This is a genomic window from Alteromonas sp. AWJ4_199 (assembly GCF_056159165.1).
In genome coordinates, this window is record NZ_JBSWUR010000001.1 from 2,293,871 (window position 1) to 2,319,488 (window position 25,618).

The 25,618-nt window shown below is 43.5% G+C and carries 22 protein-coding genes; 14 read left to right on the top strand and 8 right to left on the bottom strand.

Going from position 1 to position 25,618, the window contains the following annotated elements; all coding sequences use genetic code 11:
• Positions 1–64: 64 nt before the first annotated feature.
• Together ACXAER_RS10035 and elbB are read right to left on the bottom strand one after the other, a co-directional pair.
• A complete protein-coding gene (locus tag ACXAER_RS10035; RefSeq protein ID WP_474803290.1) occupies positions 65–1,516 on the bottom strand; it encodes a TrkH family potassium uptake protein in 1,452 nt (483 codons plus the stop codon).
• Positions 1,517–1,767: 251 nt separating this feature from the next.
• Positions 1,768–2,421, bottom strand: a complete 654-nt coding sequence (gene elbB / locus ACXAER_RS10040) for an isoprenoid biosynthesis glyoxalase ElbB (protein ID WP_474828876.1) — start codon at positions 2,419–2,421, stop codon at positions 1,768–1,770.
• Between the two features lie 421 nt (positions 2,422–2,842).
• On the opposite strand from elbB, the gene polA reads away from it, so the two are divergent.
• Positions 2,843–5,632 (top strand): DNA polymerase I, encoded by a 2,790-nt coding sequence (polA, locus tag ACXAER_RS10045; RefSeq protein ID WP_474828877.1) that lies wholly within the window; start codon positions 2,843–2,845, stop codon positions 5,630–5,632.
• Between the two features lie 401 nt (positions 5,633–6,033).
• Here the strand turns inward: polA and yihA are convergent, their stop codons facing one another.
• Positions 6,034–6,669 (bottom strand): ribosome biogenesis GTP-binding protein YihA/YsxC, encoded by a 636-nt coding sequence (yihA, locus tag ACXAER_RS10050; protein ID WP_474828879.1) that lies wholly within the window; start codon positions 6,667–6,669, stop codon positions 6,034–6,036.
• 174 nt (positions 6,670–6,843) lie between these two features.
• Between yihA and ACXAER_RS10055 the strand changes: the two genes are divergently transcribed.
• The 4 genes from ACXAER_RS10055 (at position 6,844) to ACXAER_RS10070 (ending at position 9,579) form a co-directional block, all read left to right on the top strand.
• The gene (locus tag ACXAER_RS10055) at positions 6,844–7,467 is read left to right on the top strand and encodes a c-type cytochrome (protein ID WP_179981871.1); all 624 of its coding nucleotides are present in this window, start codon (positions 6,844–6,846) and stop codon (positions 7,465–7,467) included.
• Between the two features lie 353 nt (positions 7,468–7,820).
• Positions 7,821–8,468, top strand: a complete 648-nt coding sequence (locus ACXAER_RS10060) for a class I SAM-dependent methyltransferase (protein WP_474828882.1) — start codon at positions 7,821–7,823, stop codon at positions 8,466–8,468.
• A 127-nt stretch (positions 8,469–8,595) separates the two neighbouring features.
• Positions 8,596–9,099: a Der GTPase-activating protein YihI gene (gene yihI, locus ACXAER_RS10065; RefSeq protein ID WP_474828884.1), complete on the top strand. Its 504-nt coding sequence runs from the start codon at positions 8,596–8,598 to the stop codon at positions 9,097–9,099.
• 18 nt (positions 9,100–9,117) lie between these two features.
• Positions 9,118–9,579: a DUF2489 domain-containing protein gene (locus tag ACXAER_RS10070; protein WP_474828886.1), complete on the top strand. Its 462-nt coding sequence runs from the start codon at positions 9,118–9,120 to the stop codon at positions 9,577–9,579.
• Positions 9,580–9,705: 126 nt separating this feature from the next.
• Here the strand turns inward: ACXAER_RS10070 and ACXAER_RS10075 are convergent, their stop codons facing one another.
• Complete coding sequence (locus ACXAER_RS10075) at positions 9,706–10,314, bottom strand: DNA-3-methyladenine glycosylase I (RefSeq protein ID WP_474828888.1); 609 nt, start codon at positions 10,312–10,314, stop codon at positions 9,706–9,708.
• Between the two features lie 146 nt (positions 10,315–10,460).
• Here ACXAER_RS10075 and glyQ point away from each other — a divergent pair, with 146 nt between their 5' ends.
• From glyQ to ACXAER_RS10090, 3 genes are all read left to right on the top strand, one after another.
• Positions 10,461–11,366 (top strand): glycine--tRNA ligase subunit alpha, encoded by a 906-nt coding sequence (gene glyQ / locus ACXAER_RS10080; RefSeq protein WP_014947716.1) that lies wholly within the window; start codon positions 10,461–10,463, stop codon positions 11,364–11,366.
• Positions 11,367–11,368: 2 nt separating this feature from the next.
• The gene (gene glyS, locus ACXAER_RS10085; RefSeq protein WP_474828890.1) at positions 11,369–13,447 is read left to right on the top strand and encodes a glycine--tRNA ligase subunit beta; all 2,079 of its coding nucleotides are present in this window, start codon (positions 11,369–11,371) and stop codon (positions 13,445–13,447) included.
• An 84-nt stretch (positions 13,448–13,531) separates the two neighbouring features.
• Positions 13,532–13,975, top strand: a complete 444-nt coding sequence (locus tag ACXAER_RS10090; RefSeq protein ID WP_474828892.1) for a hypothetical protein — start codon at positions 13,532–13,534, stop codon at positions 13,973–13,975.
• 166 nt (positions 13,976–14,141) lie between these two features.
• Here ACXAER_RS10090 and gyrB read toward each other — a convergent pair whose 3' ends face one another.
• The 4 genes from gyrB to dnaA form a co-directional block, all read right to left on the bottom strand.
• Complete coding sequence (gyrB, locus tag ACXAER_RS10095) at positions 14,142–16,562, bottom strand: DNA topoisomerase (ATP-hydrolyzing) subunit B (protein WP_474803310.1); 2,421 nt, start codon at positions 16,560–16,562, stop codon at positions 14,142–14,144.
• Positions 16,563–16,570: 8 nt separating this feature from the next.
• Entirely contained in the window at positions 16,571–17,659 is a 1,089-nt protein-coding gene (gene recF / locus ACXAER_RS10100) for a DNA replication/repair protein RecF (protein ID WP_474828895.1), read from the bottom strand.
• Positions 17,660–17,783: 124 nt separating this feature from the next.
• Complete coding sequence (gene dnaN, locus ACXAER_RS10105) at positions 17,784–18,884, bottom strand: DNA polymerase III subunit beta (RefSeq protein ID WP_118491027.1); 1,101 nt, start codon at positions 18,882–18,884, stop codon at positions 17,784–17,786.
• Positions 18,885–18,916: 32 nt separating this feature from the next.
• Positions 18,917–20,584 (bottom strand): chromosomal replication initiator protein DnaA, encoded by a 1,668-nt coding sequence (gene dnaA, locus ACXAER_RS10110; protein ID WP_474828898.1) that lies wholly within the window; start codon positions 20,582–20,584, stop codon positions 18,917–18,919.
• Between the two features lie 616 nt (positions 20,585–21,200).
• Between dnaA and rpmH the strand changes: the two genes are divergently transcribed.
• From rpmH to mnmE, 6 genes are all read left to right on the top strand, one after another.
• Complete coding sequence (rpmH, locus tag ACXAER_RS10115; protein ID WP_014290886.1) at positions 21,201–21,335, top strand: 50S ribosomal protein L34; 135 nt, start codon at positions 21,201–21,203, stop codon at positions 21,333–21,335.
• A 17-nt stretch (positions 21,336–21,352) separates the two neighbouring features.
• Positions 21,353–21,712, top strand: a complete 360-nt coding sequence (gene rnpA / locus ACXAER_RS10120) for a ribonuclease P protein component (RefSeq protein WP_334059820.1) — start codon at positions 21,353–21,355, stop codon at positions 21,710–21,712.
• Entirely contained in the window at positions 21,697–21,945 is a 249-nt protein-coding gene (gene yidD / locus ACXAER_RS10125) for a membrane protein insertion efficiency factor YidD (protein WP_205422076.1), read from the top strand. Before rnpA ends, yidD begins: the two co-directional genes overlap by 16 nt.
• 10 nt (positions 21,946–21,955) lie before the next feature.
• Positions 21,956–23,614, top strand: coding sequence for a membrane protein insertase YidC (yidC, locus tag ACXAER_RS10130; RefSeq protein ID WP_474828900.1), 1,659 nt, complete (start codon positions 21,956–21,958; stop codon positions 23,612–23,614).
• Positions 23,615–23,684: 70 nt separating this feature from the next.
• Complete coding sequence (locus ACXAER_RS10135) at positions 23,685–24,167, top strand: YajQ family cyclic di-GMP-binding protein (protein ID WP_014977844.1); 483 nt, start codon at positions 23,685–23,687, stop codon at positions 24,165–24,167.
• Positions 24,168–24,169: 2 nt separating this feature from the next.
• Entirely contained in the window at positions 24,170–25,558 is a 1,389-nt protein-coding gene (gene mnmE / locus ACXAER_RS10140; protein WP_474828901.1) for a tRNA uridine-5-carboxymethylaminomethyl(34) synthesis GTPase MnmE, read from the top strand.
• The last annotated feature ends 60 nt before the right edge of the window (positions 25,559–25,618 follow it).

A 25,618-nucleotide genomic window follows, 5' to 3' on the forward strand; every position in this document is an offset into this window, starting at 1 on the left:
TTATCGCCCTTTGTTTTAGCTTGTTCTAAACCCTGCGGTTGAACAACGCCTTCAATTCTAGATATTAGCTTCGCCAGAACGTAGGCGAGAATAGTACCAGTAATGAAAAGACTTCTAGTCGACCAAACACCATACCCGTTACTAGGATCCATTTGCCTGCATCAGTTACATCGGCATAGTTTGCTGCCACACTGCCAAGGCCCGGGCCCAAGTTATTTAGCATGGCCGCGGTTGCAGTAAAAGCACTGAGGTTATCTAAACCTGTAGCAATTAGGCCTATCATTATTACCACAAATACTACGGCGTAAGCCGAGAAAAAACCCCATACAGCTTCTACCACTCTGTCGGGCATAGCACGGTCGCCAAACTTAACACTGTACACGGCTTTAGGGTGGATAAGTCTGTCTACTTCACGCTTGCCTTGTAAAAACAATAAGCACACACGTACTACCTTCAAGCCACCACCTGTGGAGCTGGCGCAACCGCCTATGAAGCTAGAAAAAATAAGCATTATGGGTAAAAACGTAGGCCATACAGAAAAGTCAGTAGTGGCGAATCCGGCCGTCGTGCTAATAGACACGGCCTGAATCATAGCCTGATCTAAGGCTTGCTCAGCGGAACTATAGTAGCCTGATAGCGTTAGCACTAGAAAGCAAATACCGATTAGCGACGCTTGGATAATAAAGAAGGCTTTGAACTCTGGATCTTTAAAGTAGCCTTTCACTGAGCGTGAACTTACCGCGGCGTAGTGCAGTGAGAAATTCAGCGCAGCAATAAGCAAAAAGACCGTACAAACCACGTTTACCATGGGACTGTTAAAGTACCCTAAGCTCGCATCATGGTTAGAAAACCCTCCAATGGCTACGGTTGAGAATGCATGACATATAGCATCAAATACATTCATACCTGAAAGCCAATATGCACCCGCGCATGCAATGGTGATAGTTAGGTAGATATACCATAGGTGCTTTGCCGTATCGGCAATACGCGGCGTCATCTTGTTATCTTTAACCGGGCCAGGCGTTTCTGCTCGATACAGCTGCATGCCCCCAACACCAAGAATAGGAAGTATGGCAACAGCAAGTACAATGATACCCATACCGCCTAGCCACTGAAGCTGCTGGCGGTAAAACTGCACTGAATGTGGAAGAAAGTCTATCCCTTCAATCACCGTAGCACCTGTGGTCGTCAGGCCAGAAAACGATTCAAAAAAAGCATCGGTAACTGTCATGCTAGGTTGCTCAAGCAAGATAAGCGGTATTGCACCCACGCTTGCCAGTACAGACCAAAATAGCGCGACTATCAAAAACCCTTCTCGCGCCCTTAAGTCATTTTTTTGCTGACGATTGGGGTACCACAAGGCCATACCGCCAATAACACAGAATATAAAAGCGAGAGTGAAAGGAAGACCGCTGCCATCTTGATAAATCAACGACACAATAGCGGGTGGGATCATGGTTACGCTAAAAAGCGCTATTAGTAACCCGAGTATTCGTATGATGGCACGGTAGTGCATTGTTTATGATGCCTTTATTTTTATAGCGCGCATAAGGGCTTAAGTACCCTAGTTTTAATGTTTTTTGAACTGACTTCAAAAAACAAACGTCGTTACCTAAAACAAAAAAGGTAAACTTAATGTGTTTCGTATAGGGTTTTGATTATAGGACTATAATCAGTAAGGGGAAACCTTTGTCTCCCCACATAATTAAGCTAATTATATAGGATGGCGCTTAACTTTTCGGTTCAGAAAAGCCAGCCCCAAGTTTTCTATTTCATGGCAAGTACAGTCTTGACCATTTTGCTAATACTCGCATTTGCTTCACTAACGCTTTGGGCCAGCATATAGGCAGGGGTGGTTACCAGCTTTGCATCATTATCCACCACAACCTCATCTACCGGGCATTCCACATGAGTGGCACCTAAGGCATTCAAGCCGCAAGCCGTGACTTCATCGTCGCCAATAGTTAGCTTAGTCTTATTGCTATACACTTTGGCGGCTAATGCGGGTGCAATACAAGCATAAGCTGCAGGTTTTTTAGCTTGTGCAAATGCCTTACAGACCTCAAGAACTTCTTCGTTAAAGGTACATTTATCTCCGTCTACAGCAAAGGTACAAAGGTTTTTCGCCGCACCAAAGCCGCCAGGCACTATGAGTGTATCAAATGCATTAACGTCACAATCAGTGACAGGCTTTATATTGCCTCTGGCTATTCGAGCTGACTCTACCAATACGTTTCTGGTTTCACCTTCCGCCACTTCACCGGTTAAGTGATTGACCACGTGAAGTTGCTCTACATCGGGCGCGAAACATTGGTAAGACGCCCCTTCTTGCTCAATGGCTAAAAGCGTTAATACCGCCTCATGTAATTCTGCCCCGTCGAACACACCACTACCACTTAAAATAACGGCTACTTGTTTCATATTGTCCTCCTAGACGTTATGCCATCTACTTATTCAAAATTTGGCTATTAAACACACAAGTGTACAAAAAAAGTTCTTATAAATACGTGTATACAATGTTAACGGTTATGCTACATTACTTGACCAACTTGGTTAAACCAAAAATAAACGTACACCAAGTTATCCACACAAAATGGAATGATTAGTAGCAGGTACGCTGTTTTCACACCTTAGTCTCATTCCCTTATTTTTCTTGATTTAGAAGGTGATCTTTAACTTGACAAAGATCATCTGGATCACTGTGCCTGAAACTTTAGATCACAAAGTTATCCACAGGCGAAATGTGATCGACTGTCACGTTTAATCTTCTTTCATGATATGGCGATCTGCCCTAGCCTGTGGCATCCTTGCGCTCATATTGTATATTGGAAAATCGCCCGCTATGCCAGATTCTAAAAAGCCTCCATTTATTCTTGTCGATGGATCGTCCTATCTCTTTCGTGCCTTTCACGGGTTACCCCCTTTAACGAACTCAAAAGGTCAAGATACCGGTGCCATTTATGGTGTTGTGAACATGCTTAAAAGCTTGATCAAGCAATACAACCCTACCCACATGGCAGTGATTTTTGATGCTAAAGGAAAAACGTTTCGAGACGACATTTATAAAGAATATAAAGCTAACCGTCCTCCGATGCCGGATGAGCTAAGAAGTCAAATCGAACCGTTGCACGCCATCATTAAAGCAATGGGCTTGCCCGTTATTGTTGAGTCAGGTGTAGAAGCAGATGACGTGATTGGGACGCTAGCCAAGCACGCCACCGAAAAAGGCATTGATACCCTTATCAGCACTGGTGACAAAGACATGGCGCAATTGGTGAATAAACATGTCACATTGATCAACACCATGACCAATCAGGTAATGGACGTTGAAGGCGTAAATACTAAGTTTGGCATTCCACCAGAGCTTGTGATCGACTTTCTAGCACTAAAAGGCGACAAAGTAGATAACATACCCGGCGTACCTGGTGTAGGCGATAAAAGTGCTCAAGCCTTACTAAATGGTATTGGCGGTATCGACGATATTTATAAGAACCTGGATAAAATTGCCGATCTATCGTTTAGGGGTAGCAAATCAATGGCGGCTAAAATGCAGGAGTACGAGGAGCAAGCACGCCTTTCTTACACCTTGGCCACTATTAGCATCGATCTTGACTTAGACTATGATGTTGAAGCCTTGATGCCTTGCCAACCCGATAATGAACAACTTCGCGATCTATTTGCTGAGTATGAATTTAAACGCTGGCATACAGAAGTAAGTGCGCTTGTGGCGGGCGGTGATACCTCAAATAGCGACACGACTAGCAGTGAAGATAGCAGCAGTGCACAAGAAAGTGAGCAAAGTACATCGGTAGATATAGACAAATCGAGATACGAAACCGTACTTGATGAAGCGCGATTTAACGCTTGGGTCGCTAAGCTTGAAAAAGCTGAGCTAATTGCCTTTGATACCGAAACTACTAGCCTTAACTACATGGATGCCGAATTAGTTGGCGTTTCATTTTGTATAGAAGAAGGTGAAGCAGCTTACGTACCTGTAGCCCATGATTACCCCGATGCGCCGGCACAGCTATCACGAGAGTTCGTATTAAACGCATTAAAACCTATTTTGGAATCATACAAGATTATCAAAGTAGGCCAGCATATTAAGTACGATAAAAATGTATTAGCGAACTATGACATAACCTTAAATGGCATTGGCTTTGACACCATGCTTGAAAGCTATGTACTAAACAGCACCGCCCAGCGCCACGATATGGACTCGCTAGCTCTAGCTTATCTTGGTCATAAAACCATTCACTTTGAAGAAATTGCTGGCAAAGGTGCAAAACAGCTTACCTTTAACCAAATTGACCTAGAAGAAGCAGGCCCTTATGCAGCGGAAGATGCTGATATAACGCGTCGCTTACATAACGCTATTTGGACTAAGTTAAAAGATATTCCAGAACTTAAAAACTTGTTGATAGACGTTGAAGTTCCCCTTGCGTGCGTCCTTTCTCGCATGGAACAAGAAGGCGTGCTGATTGACAGCCAGAGACTTAGTCAACAAAGCCAAGATCTTGCTAGTCGTATTGCCGAACTTGAAAGTGAAGTTCATGAGGAAGCGGGCGAGCCATTTAACTTAGGCTCAACAAAACAGCTTCAGCATGTTCTATTTGAAAAGATGTCGCTGCCAATTATTAAGAAAACGCCAAAAGGAGCGCCCTCTACTTCTGAGGATGTGCTTCAAGAACTGGCACTTGAGTATCCGCTGCCTAAAAAGATCATGGAATACCGCGGCTTAACTAAGCTAAAGAATACCTACACCGACAAACTTCCTAAGATGATCAATCATCGCACAGGTCGGGTGCATACGTCTTATCATCAAGCGGTAACGGCGACAGGACGGCTCTCGTCAACCGATCCTAACTTACAGAACATCCCTATTCGCAATGAAGAAGGTCGTCGCGTACGCCAGGCTTTTGTTCCAAGGGAAGGAAATAAGTTTGTCGCAGCTGACTACTCTCAAATTGAGCTGCGTATCATGGCCCACCTTTCTGGTGATAAAGGCCTACTCGATGCCTTTGCTCATGGCAAAGATATTCATAAAGCAACGGCATCTGAAGTATTCGGCGTACCACTTGATAAGGTAACAACCGAGCAGCGACGCAGCGCGAAAGCGATTAACTTCGGCCTAATTTATGGTATGAGTGCGTTTGGACTGTCTAAGCAACTTAATATTCCACGTAACGAAGCCCAAAAATACATGGACCTTTACTTTGAGCGCTACCCTGGTGTGCTTGAATATATGGACTCTACTCGTGAGAGTGCAAAGGAAAAGGGTTATGTAGAAACTGTATTTGGTCGCAGGCTATACCTGCCTGATATTAAAGCCAGCAATGGCGCACGCCGAAAAGGTGCAGAACGCGCAGCAATCAATGCGCCAATGCAAGGTACGGCGGCAGACATTATTAAGATGGCTATGATTAAAGTTGACGACTGGATCAGAAAAAATGCATCCGACGATGTAACCATGATGATGCAAGTGCATGATGAGCTGGTTTTCGAAATAAAAGAAGACAAGGTAGAGACCTATGTCTCGACTATTACTTCACTTATGGAAAGCGCAGCTACGCTTAATGTACCACTGGTTGTTGAGGCTGGAGTGGGCGAAAACTGGGATGAAGCTCATTAGTTTGGTAATTAGATTACAGTTTTCACATTCAAAGGCCGTATAATTTCATTAAATTTGGTAATTTAATTACATAACGCCCTTGCCTTTTCTGTGCTTTGTTGTAATATTACACATGTAGGGTACAGAGGTGAGAAAGCTGTTTTCAAACCTTTGCTTTAACCCCGACAGTTTTGTCGGGGTTTTTTTATGTCTGCAGAAAATAAATAACCTTTAAATATCAGACACATATCAATTTTAGTGATTTTTCTTTCTATTTTTCCTGAACTTCTTTGATTACCGCTACTCTATATCTACGGTTTTTATGTGTTTTCTCTCAGTTTACGCCTCGCTCTATGCGGGGCGTTCTTTTTTTGGCGCATCAAGCTTTCCCACTAATACACTAAGTCAATACAAGTGAAACGTTATTCGGCTTCACTATCGGATGTATCTTCATCAACTGATTTGCCCAGCCCGAACCATGAATCCAAAATACGCTCAAGCTCTGGTAAACCGTGTTTATTTAATGAGGAAAAGGTTTGCACCGTTACATCGCCCATAAATGCCATTGCTGCTTCACGGGCCATTAATAGTTGTGCTTTACGCTTTCCGCTTTTGAGTTTGTCCGCTTTCGTAAGAAGCGCGAGCACTGGAATATCTGACGCCACTGCCCAGTGAATAAGATCTTGGTCTAAATCCTTGAAAGGATGGCGGATGTCCATTAGAACCACTAAACCTTTTAGCGACTTACGCTTTTGAAGGTATTCACCTAGTGATGCCTGCCACTTCTTTTTCATCGCAACCGGGACTTTTGCAAACCCGTATCCCGGCAAATCTACAAGGCGCAAGTCTTCTTCTAATTCAAATACATTGATTAATTGAGTACGACCTGGTGTTTTACTGGTTCTCGCCAGGTTCCTTTGGCGAGTTAATGTATTAAGTGCACTCGACTTACCCGCATTCGAGCGACCCGCAAACGCAACTTCAATTCCGCTGTCATTCTTTAAATGACGAATGTCAGGTGCACTCGTAAAGAATTTTGCTTTGGTGTAATACGACATCTAGACTTACCTCCACATGCGTCTCAACCTTCGGTTTACAGTTTTTTAATGAATAAACCAGCTAAAAACCATAGTTTTATCATGGAATAGGTTTTTCTGACGCGTTAAATGTGTAAAATACGCATGATATCACGTATATCACGCGAGCCGTTGGATCCATTTAAGAGATTTATTATGAAAAAACTGTGTTTGTTGGTATGTATGTCTTTAGGTTTAAGCGCAACTGCTATGGCAGAAGGCGACGCCGAGGCAGGTAAAGCGAAGTCTGCAGTATGTGCAGCCTGTCATGGCCCTGATGGCAACAGCATGATTGACATGAACCCGAAACTTGCTGGCCAGCATGAGAAGTACATTGTTAAGCAATTAACCGAGTTTAAACTTGCCTCTCAAACAGGTGGTGAGGAAGGTCGTAACAATGCTGTGATGAACGGCATGGCTGCTCCCCTATCAGAGCAAGACATGAAAGACCTTGCTGCGTACTTCTCAAGCCAAGAACCTAAAGCGGGAGAAACGCCAGAGCAATATGTAGAAGCTGGACGTGCACTTTATCAAGGTGGTGACGAGTCACGTGGCGTAACCGCATGTATCGCATGCCACGGACCTAAAGGTAACGGTATGGCACTCGCGGGCTTTCCTGACATCAGCGGACAGCATGCAACTTACACTGCATCTCAGCTAAAAGCTTTCCGTTCTGGTCAACGTCACAATGACATGAATGGCATGATGCGCGATATTGCGATGAAATTAACCGATGAAGATATCGAAATTTTATCTAACTATATCGCAGGCTTACACTAGGCCTTACCGTTTATACACATTGTTGTTAAAATTTTGTTACCATAAAAGTTGTATTTTTAAATTATTCGTGTAATCTAACGGCGTAGTTTGTAGGTACCTTTGAAAATCTACAAACTAAATAACAAGAATAATAATAAAAATGCAGCATGGAAGACGGGATAAAGAGCCACGAGGGCCAAAAACAACAATACAGCTCTGCTAACAATAAAAATAAGGGGAGCACAGCTAGGGAAGCCAGCTACACATAGATGTGTATAACGGGAGAGGTGTCATCTGACACTCAAACAATGTAAGGTGATGGTGAAAACCATCACCTTTTTCTTTTTTAGTCCCTTTATAAATTTCCGCCTTTTATGTCTTGTCCTTTATGTCAAAGCGCTAATACATCGTCTCACTATCACACTGATAAAAAAAGAAATTACCTTCAGTGTAGTCAGTGCGACCTTGTTTATGTTTCTACTGCGTTTCTGCCGTCAAAAGAAGCCGAAAAACAGGAATATGATCTTCACGAAAACAGTTTCGAAGATGAAGGATATCGAAAGTTTTTAGGAAAGGTTTTAACCCCGCTTTCACCTTTTATAAAAGCAACTAACGCAGGAGAGCTTTCTGGACTAGACTTTGGCTGCGGTCCAGCACCTGTTCTAGCAAGCATGCTGTCAGAAGAAGGAGTGAATATGTGTACATACGACCCCTTCTATGCCCCGACCTTAAAGGTACTAGAGAGAAGTTACGACATTATAACCTGTACTGAAGCTATCGAACACTTCCACACACCGCACGTGGAATGGGCACTGTTTAACAAACTAGTTGCGCCAGGTGGAGTTCTTGCCATCATGACAAAGCGCGTGCTCGATAAGGCTCGCTTTGCAAATTGGCATTATAAAAACGACATCACACATGTAAGCTTCTTCAGCGAAAAAACCTTTGAGTATTTAGCACAAAGAGACGGCTATGACGTTAAATTCCCAGCAAATGACGTTGTGCTAATGAAGAAGCGCTGAAATAGATTATCTATCACTACCTTTATGGCATATTGATTTTTAACCACACACCCAAAGATCAATACGTAGGCACTAATTCGCGCTATAATAGCGCTGTTTTTTTCACTCTCTTTGTTATTTGGAAATTATGGCACGTTCAAAGAAATCTCGTAAAGTCGGTCAAATCGGCGTTCGTAAAGACCCTGACTTTAAACCTAGCGAAAACCGTAAATCAGATTCGCCTCGCCCTAAAAAGCACAAGGGTAAGCCTGCAGGTAGTCGTCACAATGTTGAACAGAAAAAAGTAACTGGCAAAAAGAGTGCTGAGAACAAAGATCCTCGTCACGGCAGTAAGAAGCCTGTTCAGCTTGTGAAAACGGTAACACCAACCCCGGCTCAAAAGAAAAAGTACGCTACTCCAGCCCAAGAGTTAGCAGCCTTAGAAGCAGACCAACGCTTAACAGATTTACTTGATAAGCTTGATGATGACAAGCCGCTTACTCGCGAGCAACAAGCATACGTAGATGAAAAAATGGCGCGCCATCGCATCCTTTGTGACCTGTTAGGTATAGTGGAAGACGATGATGAGGATGACGATATGGATCCGTTTAACGATTTAGACGCTATTAACATCGACGACTTTAAGCATTAATAGAAACAGGAAAACGTTATGCTTTGGGCAGTACTTTCAGGCATTGCGCTACTCATCATTGTTGGGCTTGGCTTTTACGCAGGTAAACTGCTGTTTATGCTAAAGCAGCAGAAAGCGCGACAGGAAGCCGCAAGACAATCTCGTATTGCTACTATCACTGATAGCATCATAGTGATTGCTAAAGCAATGGAGCAACAGCAATGTGATTTATCAGAAGGTGTTATTCGCATTGTTAACTTGCTTAATGCACTTCCTATTAAGTCGCCACCTGACTTTAAAGCGCAGTACCCGCAAGTTCACGCACTTTTCACCGAAGTCAGTGGCTTTGCGATTTTAGAGGCAAGACAACAACTTCCCAAAAATGAGCGAAGAAAACAGGATATCGCACGAGAGCAAATTGAGTCTGAATACGAGTCTAAGGTATTGGATGAATTACCACCGCTTAAAGCCTACTGTGAAACTTTGATAAACGCTCAATAAGACTGCGTAAAAACAAAAGCTTTAGCGTCAGGCATATATAAAAAAAGACCGAACATCATTAGGTGCTCGGTCTTTTTTGTTTTTTATGGATTAATTTCTATATTCAATGTTGTGTCCCTTGCCATATCACTTTATCGCTAAGTCACAGGTACGCTGATAACAGTGGCACCCTACTTCGTGATCGTTAACCATTCCCACTGCCTGCATGAAAGCGTAGCAAATCGTTTCACCAACAAAGTTAAACCCATGCTTTTTTAATGCTTTTGACATCGCTTTCGAAGCGTCCGTAGAGGTAGGTGCCTGCTTAAAGTTATCCCAAGCATTTATCACAGTACGTCCGCCTGTGAATTGCCAAATAAACTCGCTAAATGGCTGTGTTTCTTCTATGGCCAGATACCCTTTAGCATTCTTAATAACAGACTCTATTTTGAGCTTATTTCTGATTATACCGCTATCCTGCATTAATCTTTCAACATCAGCAGGGCCCATTGTCGCGATTTTCTCAGGATCAAACTGGTGAAATGCCCGCTCAAAATTCTGCTGTTTTTTAAGGATAGTTAACCAAGACAAGCCTGCTTGCTGACCATCTAGGCATAACTTGGCAAACAACGCTCGGCTATCTAGTTCAGGTACGCCCCATTCGTTGTCATGATAAGCCAGATAAATAGGGTCATTGCTCACCCAACCGCAACGGTGTAATGGCGTGTTTTGTGCTGTTTTTAATTGACTGGTCATGGCTTAAGATTAAATCCTTGTTGTGAAGTAGCATATTGCCTTTATTCGTGACGTTTTTTCACCCTTTACACCTACATACTATGCCTCACAAATTGTATACTATCCCACCTCAATTTTAAGTCAGTTAACTAATAAGCAGCGGATGTATGCAAAAATACGATATTAAAACCTTTCAAGGGTTGATCCTTGCGCTTCAAGATTATTGGGCGCGTCAGGGCTGCGTTATTATTCAGCCTCTGGATATGGAAGTGGGTGCAGGTACTTTTCACCCTATGACATTCCTACGTTCTTTAGGTCCAGAGCCAATGAGTAGCGCCTATGTTCAACCATGCCGTAGACCCACCGATGGTCGTTACGGTGAGAACCCAAACCGCTTACAGCATTACTATCAGTTCCAAGTAATGCTTAAGCCTTCACCTGACAATATTCAGGAATTGTACTTGGGGTCTTTGAAAGAGTTGGGCTTTGATCCGCTGGTTCATGACATTCGCTTCGTAGAAGACAACTGGGAATCACCAACGCTTGGTGCGTGGGGTCTAGGTTGGGAAGTATGGCTTAACGGTATGGAAGTGACTCAGTTCACCTACTTCCAACAGGTAGGCGGCCTTGAATGTAAGCCTGTTACTGGTGAAATCACCTACGGCTTAGAGCGACTAGCTATGTACGTTCAAGGTGTAGATAGTATCTATGACCTGGTATGGACTGACGGCCCAATGGGTAAAGTCACCTATGGTGATGTATTCCATCAAAACGAAGTAGAACAATCTACGTATAACTTCGAACACGCCAACGTAGAAGCCCTGTTTAGAACTTTCGACGAGTGTGAAGCCGAAAGTAAAAAGCTAATTGAGAATAACCTTCCACTACCCGCTTATGAGCAGGTAATGAAGGCGTCTCACGCATTTAACTTACTTGATGCACGTCACGCTATTTCAGTGACAGAGCGCCAACGCTATATTCTTCGTGTGCGAACGCTGGCTAAAGCGTGTGCAGAGAGCTATTACCAAGCACGTGAAGCACTAGGCTTCCCGCTATGTAACAAGGAGGCATAAGCGTGCGTACAGAAAATTGTTTAGTTGAATTAGGTACTGAAGAGTTACCACCAAAAGCGCTTAAATCTTTGGGCGAAGCCTTCGCCACGCAATTTGAAGCGGCGCTTACCCAAGCTGACTTAAGCTTTGACTCAGTTAGCTGGTTTGCTGCCCCTCGCCGCTTAGCGGTTTACGTTTCAGGTCTTGCTGAAGGTCAGGCTGACAAAGTGGTAGAGAAACGCGGCCCAGCAGTATCTGCGGCGTTTGACGCTGATGGCAACCCAACCAAGGCAGCACAAGGTTGGGCACGCGGTAACGGTATCGACGTTTCTGACGCAGAGCGCTTGGTTACAGATAAAGGTGAATGGCTTCTTCATAAAGCACATGTGCCTGGTCAAACTATTGCCGAGTTGTTAGAAGGTTTGATTAATCAAGCAGTAAGTAAGTTACCTATTCCAAAGCCTATGCGCTGGGGTAACTACAACACTCAGTTTATTCGCCCTGTGCACACCCTTTGTGTGCTTTATGGAAGCGAAGTGGTCAATGTTTCAGTATTGGGTCTAACCAGCGGCCGCATTGTTCAAGGTCACCGATTCCACGGCGAAGGTCGCTTTGAGCTTGATCATGCTGACAACTACGCCTCTGCACTAGAGCAACAATATGTGCTGGCAGATTTTGAGGCGCGTAAAGATAAAGTACGTCAGCAATTAGAAGACGCAGCTAAAAACCTATCGCTTAAGCCAGATTACGATGAAGAACTGCTTGAGGAAATTGCTTCCCTAGTAGAGTGGCCTGTTGTGCTGCAAGCAGGATTCGATAAGGGTTTCTTAGAAGTCCCGAAAGAAGCGCTTATCTACACAATGAAGGACGACCAGAAGTATGTGCCGCTGCTTGATAGTGATGGCGCACTTTCTAATACCTTCTTGTTTGTAACGAATATCGAAAGCCATGACGCATCTCAAGTTATCTCTGGTAATGAGAAGGTTATACGCCCTCGCCTTGCCGATGCAGAGTTCTTCTTTAATAGCGATAAAAAGACAACGTTAGAAAGCCGCCTTGAAAGCTTAGAAACCGTGTTATTCCAAAAGCAGCTTGGTACGCTTAAAGAAAAGTCTGAACGTATATCAGCCCTATCGGCATTTATCGCTTCGCAAATTGACGCAAATGAAACACAATCAGCACGCGCAGGACTTCTAGCTAAAACCGACTTAATGTCGAACATGGTTATGGAGTTTCCAGACGTTCAAGGTGTTATGGGTAAATACTATGCGCTAAACGACGGTGAAGATGCACCTGTAGCGGAAGCTTTATATGAGCAGTACATGCCGCGTTTTGCTGGTGACGCCCTTCCTAGTTCTGGCGTAAGCGCATCAGTAGCCCTTGCTGACAAACTTGATACACTGGTTGGTATATTCGGTATTGGCCAGCTGCCAAAAGGTGATAAAGATCCATTTGCGCTTCGTCGTGCAGCCATTGGTGTTTTGCGTATCGTTACCGAGCTATCGCTGCCTTTAGACCTTGAAACACTTGTGAGCAAAGCTATTGAGGTATATGGCGATAAGTTAACAAATGCTGAAACACAAACGCAGGTTGTTGATTTTGTATTAGGTCGCTTCAATGCCCTCCTACAAGATCAAGCTATCGCCATTGACGTTATTCAGGCCGTAGCAGCCCGTCGCCCTACTAAGCCTTCTGATTATCTAGCTCGTGTCCATGCGGTAGATAAATTCAAGGCATTAGAAGAGGCAGAGGCGTTAGCCGCCGCTAATAAACGCGTAGCCAATATTCTTGCTAAGCAAAAAGTAGATGTGACTAACTCGGCGAATATAGATGAATCGTTACTAGTGGAAGACGCTGAAAAAGCGCTTTACGCTGACTTAAAAGCCGCACAAAAAGAAGTGGATAGCGCGCTACCTTCGCATGATTACACACGCATTCTGTCGGCACTTGCTACGCTGCGTAATGTAATCGATAACTTCTTCGATAACGTAATGGTTATGGCAGATGACGAAGCAGTTAAGAATAACCGACTTGCTTTACTGTCGCTTTTAAGGCAACTTTTCCTTACTACCGCAGATATTTCAATCCTTGCGAAGTCATAAGGCTAGTTAACGTTAATGCAGTCTAATGCTGCAATAAATGAAAGCCCAACCCTTACGTTGGGCTTTTTTATAAAGGGAGAAACTGTGAATAAGTTACTAACTATTGCTTCTATGTGCATAGCCCTGTCAGCATGCTCAAGCAGTGGAAGCTTTAAGATCCCAGAAATAGCACCGGACGTGCCACGTATTCAATTTGAAAACATGTTTTTAAGAGGCGTGTTTAATTGGTGGGAAGCCGATGCAAGCTATAAGTTCAAAAGGTCAGATTCAGGTTGGGCAGTAGATGTTGAACTGATTGCCGACGGACAACCTTACGACTTCAGACTATCTGATGCAAAATGGACGCCCTCACAGAGCTGTGGAGGCAAATATAAAGGCCAGCCTGTGATGCTAGGCTCTACCGTTTATTTAGTTTGTGAGCAGGGCTCAGAGAACTTGCAATTCACGCCTTCTTCAACAGGAACCTATCGCTTTACAGCAACAGCTGCAAGTGCGGGAGAAGTCGCATTGGTAGTGACCAAAGTTTAAAACGAATGCCGCATTGAAGCGGCATTTTTTTTACATATATCATTAATCATTTAATTCACTGCGGTAAACACGCTATAACGTTACTGTCTTTTTAGCGAATTTTCTCGTTCTTTATACATAAAAAAAGCGACCATGTGGTCGCTTTTTTTTCAGCAGATTTTATCTACTACACGTCCAAGTTTTCTACTTTAAGCGCATTAGCTTCGATAAACTCTCTACGAGGCTCAACTTGGTCACCCATCAATGTAGTGAACAGCTGATCACAACCAATGGCATCCTCAATAGTAACTTGAAGCATACGACGGCTTTCAGGGTCCATGGTCGTTTCCCAAAGCTGCTCCGGGTTCATTTCGCCTAGCCCTTTATAGCGCTGAATGTATTGACCACGTTTCGCTTCATTCATTAACCACTCTAAAGCGTCCTTGAAAGACTCTACTGGCTGTTTACGTTCACCACGCTTAATGTAAGCGTCTACACCCATCATGTCATTAATAGCTAAGTTAAGTTCTTTCAGGCGCTGGTACTCAGACGACTCGATGAATTCGTGATCGATAATGTACTCATAATCGATACCGTGCATACGCATAATGATCGTGATGTAGTATTCGCTCAGCTCAGCATCAGTGCGGATTTCATAGCGGTATGTAGCTCCATCGTTTTCGCGCTCTGTAAGCTGCTCTACGAAGTGTTTCGCTACGTGCTCTAGAGCTGATTCATCTTTCAGATCTTCAAGGTTAAGCGTAGGTGTGTACAGCATGCGGTAAAGAATCGCTGAAGGCATTTTGCGCTTCATACGTGCAATCATCTTCTCTACCGATTGGTACTGCTTAACAAGGTTTTCTAGCCCCACACCACTGATGCCTGGGTCGTCATCGCTAGTGTGCAATGAAGCACCATCAATTGCGATGCCTGTGAGGTAATTAGTCAAAGCATCGTCGTCTTTTAGATACTGCTCTTGCTTACCTTTTTTCACTTTATAAAGCGGCGGCTGCGCAATATAAACATAACCACGCTCAATGATTTCTGGCATCTGACGGTAGAAGAAAGTCAGTAAAAGCGTACGAATGTGAGAGCCATCCACATCAGCATCGGTCATGATAATAATGCTGTGATAGCGCAACTTTTCTGGGTCATATTCGTCACGGCCAATACCACAGCCTAGTGCCGTTATAAGCGTTGCAACTTCTTGTGAAGAAAGCATCTTGTCAAAGCGTGCTTTCTCAACGTTAAGGATCTTACCTTTAAGCGGCAAAATAGCTTGGTTCTTACGATTACGACCCTGCTTGGCTGAACCGCCCGCCGAGTCACCCTCCACTATGTATAGTTCGCTTAGTGCAGGATCTTTTTCCTGACAATCAGCAAGCTTACCTGGCAGACCGGCTAAATCTAGCGCGCCCTTACGGCGTGTCATTTCGCGAGCTTTACGGGCTGCTTCACGCGCTCTCGCAGCATCAATGATTTTACCCGCAATAATCTTACTTTCAGCTGGGTTTTCTAATAAGAAATCAGCAAGTTTTTCATTCATCGCAGATTCAACTGCAGGACGAACTTCAGAAGATACAAGTTTGTCTTTTGTCTGTGAACTAAATTTTGGGTCGGGTACTTTTACTGAAATTACAGCCGTAAGACCTTCACGAGCATCATCACCACTGGCATTGGTTTTAGCCTTTTTATTCAGGCCTTCCTTTTCCATATAATTGTTCAGTGTACGCGTCAAAGCTCCACGGAAACCTGCTAAGTGAGTACCGCCATCTCGCTGTGGAATATTGTTGGTAAAACAGAATACGTTTTCTTGGAAGCTATCGTTCCACTGCATTGCAACTTCTACAGCAATGCCATCTTCTTGCTCGCTCGCGAAATGAAATACTTTTTGATGTACTGGTGTTTTCTTTTCATTCAAATATTCGACGAAAGCTTGAATACCACCTTCGTACATGAAGTGGTCTTCTTTACCGTCGCGTTCGTCTTTCAAACGAATTGAAACGCCAGAGTTTAGGAATGAAAGTTCGCGAAGGCGCTTAGCAAGAATATCGTAATGGTACAGTGTATCTGTGAACGTATCAGAACTTGGCCAGAAACGAATCATTGTTCCTGTTTTGTCTGTATCGCCAGTAACTGCAAGAGGTGCTTGTGGAACACCATGTTGGTATTCTTGCTCATGAGCTTTACCAGCGCGACGAATGCGCAGCTTCAGTCGACTAGAAAGTGCATTTACTACCGATACACCAACGCCGTGAAGACCGCCGGAAACTTTATATGAGTTGTCATCGAATTTACCGCCTGCGTGAAGCACCGTCATAATAACTTCAGCTGCAGACACACCCTCTTCTGGGTGCAATTCTGTAGGGATACCTCGTCCATCGTCAGACACAGAGACTGATCCATCACTATGGATTTGCACAGTTATTTCAGAACAATGTCCCGCCAGTGCTTCATCGATAGAGTTATCGACCACCTCGAAAACCATGTGGTGTAATCCGGTACCATCATCAGTATCACCGATATACATACCAGGACGCTTTCTTACGGCATCTAATCCTTTAAGTACTTTAATACTGGACGAGTCGTAGTTGTTCTCTTCTGACATACTAGCTTTTACTCCTCTTTCACGTTTCCATGTTCCACGTGAAACATTTTCTTTTCGTTGTATTTTTGTATAAATGCGAGTTGCGTGGACTCTATTGCAGTAACGAAAACCTGCGTGTCCATTTCGAGCAACCCATCAATAAATTGTTCTCTTTTATCTGCGTCTAACTCAGCACCTACATCGTCAAGTAGAAATATACTTTTCCGCTGCGTTGCCGAATTGAATAGCTTTGTCTGTGACATTTGTAGTGCAGCCACAGCCATTCTAAGCTGTCCTCTCGATAAAAGCTCCTGGGCGTTAACACCATTCACTTTAAGCCTTAAATCAGCTTTGTGAGGCCCAGAAGAGGTATATCCTATTTTACCATCATACTCGCGTTTTTTAACTAAGCTTTCTGATAAAGCGACATCTTTTTCCCACCCTTTATAGTAACTTAATTCAACGTCAAAGTTTGGAAGAAATTCCTCTGCATACTGTTTAAAAATTGGTGTAAGTCTATCGACATATTCTTGGCGCGTTAGAGTTAAAGTCTCGCCAAGCTCAGCGAACTGTGTTTCCCAGTACTGGTTTTGTGGTGCGGACAAGTTTGCTTGCTGTTTAAGTAGTGCATTTCTGTGTTTAAGAAACTTACCATACTGATTAGCAATAGACTGAAATTGATGTTCCACGTGAAACAACCCCCAATCACAAAAACGCCGACGTTCAGATGGCGAGCCTATGATGAGGTCTGTACTTTGAGGTGTGAAAAGTTGAATGGGAACTAAACTAACTAAATCAGACAATTTATTTGAGTGTTCGCCGTCAATACTACAGGTAAATGTTTCGTTTCTACTTCTTTGAAAGCCTAGCTTCAGCATTTCACCTGCCTCAGATTTACAGGAAGCAAAAACGCTAAAGCTGTCTTTCCCACTCTGAATTACTGAGCCGTGTTTATTCGTTCTAAAAGAACGACCAAAACCTAGATAGTAAAGCGCTTCAATTAGTGATGATTTCCCACTGCCATTCGCACCTTTTATTATCGTTAAGGATGGTGAAGGAGAAAACGTTACGGAGGTAAGATTACGAAACTGAGTAATCTGGACGCGGTCCAGTTTCATGAGGCCACACTAAAGATAAAAAAGAAGCGATAAATAACTAAACTTATCGCTTCTTGAATTGTATATGTAGATAACAAAATAAAGTCGTTATAAGAAAAGGGTACAAATGCTTTTATAGAGGAAGCTATAGTCGCATTGGCATGATTACGTACAAAGCGGCATCATCTGCATCATCCTCGATGAGTGCACTCGCATTTGAATCAGACAGACTTACTTTTACGCCATCGGAGCCTAAGGCATTCAATACATCTATAAGATAGGCAACGTTAAAGCCAATTTCTAAATCGTCACCTTGATATTGAACATCAACAATTTCTTCTGCTTCTTCCTGCTCTGGATTGTTAGCCGTTATCTTAAGCTCACCAGAAGACAAGTTTAATCGTACACCTCTAAACTTTTCGTTAGATAGAATGGCCGCACGTGAAAATGCTTCTTTTAATACAGCTTTACTCGCAATAATTTCTTTGTCGCCATTTTGGGGTAAAACACGGCGATAGTCTGGGAACCTACCATCCACTAGTTTTGAAGTAAAAATAAAATCGTTTGAAAATATACGTAAATGATTGGCGCCAATTTGCACTTTTAGCGATTTGTCATCTTCGCTAATAAGACGAGAAATTTCTAATACCCCTTTTCGAGGAATAATCACTTGGCGAGACGGTAACGCAGTTTCATAGTTCAAACGGCAAAGTGCTAAACGGTGACCGTCAGTGGCAACGGTACGAATGATATTCTCTTCCGTTTCTAGCGACATACCGTTTAGATAGTAGCGCACATCTTGTTGCGCCATAGAGAAACTAGTTGCGTCGATAAGGCGTTTTAAGTCACTGCAAGATAATTCAAACTCAACCTCACCTTCCCAATCCTCAAGATTAGGATAATCGTTAGCAGATAACGTTGAAAGTGTATAACGACCTCTACCAGCGCGAATGAGCGCTTTACTTCCGTCTAACGAAAAATGAATATCTGTTCCTTCAGAAATGCCGCGAATAATATCGAAGAGTTTTTTAGCGGGAACAGTAATTTCACCTTCGGTAAACTCGCCCTCTAGTTTTACACTAGATATTAGCTCGACCTCTAAATCTGTACCAGTAAGCCAAAGTGCGTCCTCACTAACTTTAATGAGAACATTTGAAAGAATTGGCAATGTGTGTCGACGCTCAACAGCACCTGACACTAATTGTAGGGGTTGTAAAAATTGTTCGCGGCTTATAGAAAATTTCATCGCAGTGCTATCTCGCCTCTAAAGTCGTGTTGTTAGGAAGACAAAGTCCTAATGAGGTTCTTATAGTCCTCTTTTATATCATGACTTTCTTCTCTTAGCTGCTCTATTTTTCTACACGCATGCAAAACGGTAGTATGGTCTCGGCCACCAAACGCATTACCTAGTTCAGGCAAACTGTGATTAGTTAGCTCTTTAGCCAGCGCCATCGCTACTTGGCGAGGACGTGCTACGCTACGACTACGGCGTTTAGACAAAATATCAGCTACTTTTATTTTATAATAATCGGCGACAGTTTTCTGAATATTATCAACAGTAACCAACTTTTCTTGAAGTGCCAATAAATCGCGCAGCGCCTCGCGCACAAAATCAATGGTGATAGGACGGCCAGTAAAGTTAGCATTTGCTATAACTCGATTCAAAGCGCCCTCTAGTTCACGTACATTCGAGCGTAAACGCTTAGCGATAAAGAACGCTACCTCATTCGGTAAATGTATGCGGTTTTCAGCTGCTTTACGCATCAAGATTGCAACTCGGGTTTCAAGCTCAGGTGGCTCAATAGCAATTGTTAAGCCCCAGCCAAAACGCGACTTCAATCTATCCTCTACCCCGTCAATCTCTTTGGGGTATCTATCAGAGGTTAAGATAATTTGCTGGTTACCTTCTAAAAGCGCGTTGAACGTATGGAAAAACTCTTCCTGCGAACGCTCTTTGTTTGCAAAAAATTGGATATCATCGATAAGTAGCGCATCGACGCTTCGATAGAAACGTTTAAAATCTTCTATCGCATTATTTTGAAGCGCCTTAACCATATCTTGCACAAAGCGCTCGGAATGCATATAAACAATTTTGGCATCGCCATTGTTTGCCACAATACCATTGCCTACCGCATGCAATAAGTGAGTTTTACCTAAACCTGTTCCACCATAGATAAACAACGGGTTATAAGAACCGCCAGGATTATTCGCAACTTGAGTCGCCGCCGCGCGTGCTAGTTGGTTAGATTTACCTTCGACGAAATTATCGAACTGATACGTCGGATTAATATTGCTCTTATGTTTCATCGCTTCAGGGATCGGGATCACCTTTGGCGGCGTTGACGATCGTGGCGCATGATTTCCGTAACGATTCTGACCATTAGGATCTACATTTCTTGCAGCAGTATTATTCTGATCGGCTTGCTGTGAATAAGCACCAAGATCTTTATTTTGATCTTTATAATTAAAGTGATCGCTACCGCTAGCCACATTACTATTTTGAGGTATGGTGGGCTGACGCTGATACGATGAATGCTGAACCTGGCTCTCGTCGTTGCGGTTAGTAAATTGTGGCGCGCTATAATTTGAATTATGTCCGTGATTCGGAGAATTTACAGTAGTAGAACTATTGGTGTAGCTATCACCGTTTGAACTATGTACTGAACCAGCAGCATTACCCGTAGCCGGCTGAGAACGGTTTACGCTATTGCGACTCATTACCTCTAAACGCAACTGAGGTGCATCGGCTCCAGCAAATTCCCTTAGCAGAGCAGTAATATTATTCAGGTACTTGTCTCTTACCCAATCAAGCACAAAACGATTAGGAGCGTATAGCTCTACAACACCGTCCTGCTCTTCACAAACAAGCGGTCGTATCCACATACTAAATTGCTGCGTAGGTAGTTCTTGACGCAGTCTTTCAAGACATTGGTTCCACAAGGACATGGTACGTTGTTAGCTCCCGTAACTCGCTAAAAACCACCCTCTTTTGAAAGCCAAGCATAGAATAGCAGGCACTGAAGCGCGCCATTAGAAGAAAATAGCGTTGGAGGTGTAGAGTAGCAGCGAGAAATTTAAGTTTTCGTTTTAATCGCTGTGGATTATCTTACGTTATCAACACAATGTAAATGGTGATCCCGATCGATCTTTCTGATCAAAATATTAAACTATTGAATTTAAAGACATTAACCTTTAGATCAAATATAACTATAAGAAGAAAAAATCATTCTAAATTTCACTAAGAAAACCGCTAGATCACCTTGCAATTTATATCTAACATCATGTTTTTCACAATCCGCTGTGGATAACCTGAGTCAAATTTATGCGTTATTCACAACTAAATTGTGTAAAAAACAATGTTATCGTTCAAAAAACAGCATAAATTGTTCACTTATTCGTCCGAAAAGCAAGAATATCCATTGACAGCAGGCCCCGAGATCTCTAGAATTCAGCGTCCTTTTTCGATGGGCTTTTCTGGTGAAAACACCACATTGTTCTGGCAACAGTATAATGTGTTACCAAAAACGCCTATGTTTAACTAAATATAAGTGAGACTTTGGTCATGAAAAGAACATTTCAACCGAGCAATCTAAAGCGCAAGCGTTCTCACGGTTTTCGTGCTCGTATGGCGACTAAAAATGGTCGTAAAGTACTAGCAGCTCGCCGTGCAAAAGGCCGCGCTCGTCTTTCTGCTTAATTAGAAAGACGCCAAAAGTGGGTGAGAATAATTTTTCAAGGGAGTTACGTCTGTTAACTCCCACCCACTTTACCTATGTGTTTGATGACGCAACCCCTGCTGTATCCCCCTCTTTTACTGTTCTAGCTAGAAAAAATACACTTTCTAATCCTCGTTTGGGTATTACGCTCGCTAAAAAACGTATTCGTAAAGCGCACGATAGAAATCGATTAAAACGATTAGTCAGAGAAAGTTTTCGGCATAAGCAGCACAACTTACCCAATGTTGATATTATCGTTATTGGCAAGTCAGGCGCTGACAACCTTAGCAACCAAGAAGTTTTCGCTACATTGGACAAGCTATGGAAAAAATTAAACAAGCGTTGCGGCAACTCTTAATTGCTGTGCCTTTGGCCTTGATAAAATTTTATCAATGGTTCATTTCTCCTATATTAGGGCAACGATGTCGTTTTCATCCTTCTTGTTCTTGGTATGCTATAGATGCATTAAAAACACACGGATTAGTAAAAGGCGGTTGGTTATCTATTAAACGCATATTAAAATGCCACCCTTTGCATGCCGGCGGATATGATCCAGTGCCGGAAAAACAACAAGATAAACACTCAAAATAAAGAGACCTCTATGGAATCGCAACGTAGTTTTCTGATAATTGGCCTTGCGCTAGTTAGCTTTTTGCTTTGGCAATCATGGCAAAAAGATTATGGGCCGCAGCCAGTTGTGCCTGTTGAGCAACAACAAACGCAAGAGACATCACAAGGCGTACCGTCATTTGATGAAAATGGCAGCGAAGATGTACCTAGTAGTGATAGCGTTCCTGCTGCACAACCTATCGCAGCGGCGCAAAGTTCAAACCGCATTATTGAAGTAAAAACCGATACGCTTGATTTACGCATCGATTTGCTAGGCGGCGATGTAGTATCAGCAGACTTACTTAAGTTTCCGGTAGAGCAAGGTTCGGATATTCCTTACAGCCTACTTCGCTCTGGCAACGGTCTTTATGTAGCGCAAAGTGGCCTAATCGGTGCTCAAGGGCCTGATGCAAGCAGCAGTGGCCGCCCGGTGTATAATGCGCAAAGTGACTATTATGAAATGACGGGCGACACCCTTGTTATTCCTCTTACATGGAAAAACAACCAAGGCTTGTCAGTTACCAAAACCTTCACTTTCACAAAAGGTCACTATGACGTAAACGTAAGCTATAGCGTTGAAAATGGTACCGGTAGCGCAGCAACGGTTCAACCGTATGCACAGCTTAAGCAAGTAATGGAATTTGAAGACGACGGCAACATGTTTATGCCAACCTATCGCGGTGCCGCTTTTTCTACCGAAGACGACCGCTATCAGAAATATTCGTTTGACGAGATTGAAGATGACAACCTGCGTGAGACCACAAAAGCGGGTTGGGTAGGCATGCTAGAGCACTATTTTGTATCGGCATGGGTACCTTCACAGGAGCAAACCAATACCCTTTACTCGCGTAACTTAAAAAATCAGTATGCGGTAATTGGTGTGTTGCAACCGTCTGAAAGCGTAGCGCCTGGTGAAACCAAAACCCTTGCGTCTACCCTTTATATGGGTCCTAAAGATCAAGAAAGCCTAGCGAAGATTGCGCGCGGCCTAGACCTAACAGTGGATTACGGTATTCTTTTCTGGATTTCACAGCCGCTATTCGCCCTTCTTACATTCCTTCATAGCCTAGTTAATAACTGGGGTGTGGCAATTATCCTTATCACTATTGTAGTGAAAGGCGCAATGTACTGGTTAACCAAGAAGCAATATGAGTCAATGGCGCGTATGCGTAACTTAGCGCCTAAAATGCAGCAGCTTAAAGACCGCTTTGGCGATGACAGACAGAAAATGTCGCAAGCCATGATGGAGCTATACCGCAAAGAAAAAGTAAACCCGATGGGCGGCTGTTTACCCCTTCTTCTGCAAATGCCTATCTTCCTAGCCCTTTATTGGGTACTGATGGAAAGTGTTGAACTACGCCATGCAGACTTTGTGCTCTGGATCACAGATCTTTCTACAAAAGACCCATACTTTGTACTGCCTATTCTAACAGGCGCGAGTATGTATCTATTGCAAAAACTTCAGCCAACCACCATTACTGATCCAATGCAGCAAAAAATCATGCAGTGGATGCCGGTAGCAATGAGTGTGTTCTTCCTGTGGTTCCCTGCAGGTCTGGTACTATACTGGCTAGTCAGTAACGTGATTACCTTGGTTCAAGCCAAAATGATTTATGCTTCCATGGAGAAGCGGGGCATCAGCAGTAAATAACACGCTGATCAATTAATTATACAGCCCGCCTATGCGGGCTGTTTTGTCTTAAAAGATAGAGGATTAACCTGTGCCATCATTTGATATTGTTTCAGAAATCAACATGGAAGAAGTTCGTAACGCCACCGAGAACGCAAGCCGTGAGCTATCTACGCGTTTCGATTTTCGCGGCATTGACGCGAGCTTTGAGTACAAAGATAAAACCGTGGTCATGAAAGCTGAAGCTGAATTCCAACTTCAGCAAATGGAAAGCATGTTTAGAACGGCGATGTCTAAACGTAACGTAGACACTTCATCTATGGATGTTAAACCCTACGATGCACACGGTAGAACTTACCGTCAGACCATTACCTTTAAAGAAGGTATTGAGCAGCCGATGGCGAAGAAGATTGTGAAGCTGGTGAAAGACGCCAAAATCAAAGTGCAAACGGCTATTCAAGGCGAAGAACTTCGCGTAACAGGTAAAAAGCGTGATGATTTGCAGCAAGTGATTTCGCTGGTTAAAGAGTCGAACTTAGGCCAACCTTTCCAATTTAAGAACTTCCGCGACTAATTATGGAATCACTCACCCTTTCTACCGACACTATTACTGCACAAGCGACAGCGCCCGGCCGTGGCGGCGTAGGTATTGTGCGTGTTTCAGGTCCTAAGGCTAAAGCCATCGCAGAGGCGTTAGTACCAAGCGCACTAACACCACGTCTTGCGACCTACACGCCGTTTGTTGATGCTAACAACAGCGTAATAGACCAGGGCATAGCACTGTTTTTTAAAGGGCCAAACTCTTTTACCGGAGAGGATGTGCTTGAGTTACAGGGCCATGGAGGCCAAGTAGTGATGGACATGCTGATTGATGCCGTGCTTGCGACGGGCCATGCCCGGCTTGCCAACCCCGGTGAATTCAGTGAACAGGCCTTTTTGAATGATAAATTAGACCTTGCGCAGGCAGAGGCGATTGCCGACTTAATTGATGCAAGCTCTAAACAGGCAGCCAAAAGTGCACTGCGCTCGCTACAGGGTGAGTTTTCCACACAAATTCAAACGTTGTCTGACCAAATCGTACACCTTCGTATGTACGTAGAGGCGGCTATTGATTTCCCTGAAGAAGAAATTGATTTTTTATCTGACGGTAAAGTATCGGGTGACTTAAGCGCAATCATGCAAAGCTTAACCAAAGTGCGCGAGCAGGCTAAACAAGGAACCTTGTTGCGCGAAGGTATGCAGGTGGTTATAGCGGGGCGCCCTAACGCCGGTAAATCGAGCTTATTAAACGCCCTAGCAGGACGGGATAGCGCTATTGTTACTGATATCGCCGGTACTACCCGCGATGTACTAAAAGAGCACATTCACATTGATGGTATGCCGGTGCATATTATCGATACTGCAGGTCTTCGTGAAAGCCCAGATAAAGTAGAGCAAATAGGCATTGAACGTGCGTGGCAAGCTATCAATGAAGCTGACCACGTATTATTCGTTGTAGACTCTACCGCAACATCAGTTATCAACCCTTATGAAATTTGGCCAGAATTTATGGCGCGCTTGCCACAAGGCATTCCCGTTACCGTAGTTCGCAATAAAGCGGACTTGAGTACCTTAGATATCGGACAAAGCACGGTTGCTACCGAACAAGGCGATATCTCGGTTATCAACTTATCTGCCAAAGAAGGTAGCGGTGTCGATACGCTAAAAGCACATCTGGCAAAAACAATGGGCTTTGATACGACCACCGAAGGTCAGTTTATTGCGCGAAGACGACACATAGATGCACTCGATCAAGCCTACAGCTATGTAAGCACTGGTGAACAGCAGCTACATGACGCCATGGCCGGTGAATTACTCGCTGAAGAATTGCGCTTGGCTCACCAGGCACTATGTGAGATAACGGGTGAGTTCACATCCGACGATCTCCTTGGCAAGATTTTTTCATCGTTCTGTATCGGCAAGTAGCGTAATAAACAAAGTGATAAGTAAGAAGGTGAATAACCTAACGGATAAAACTTACTTACG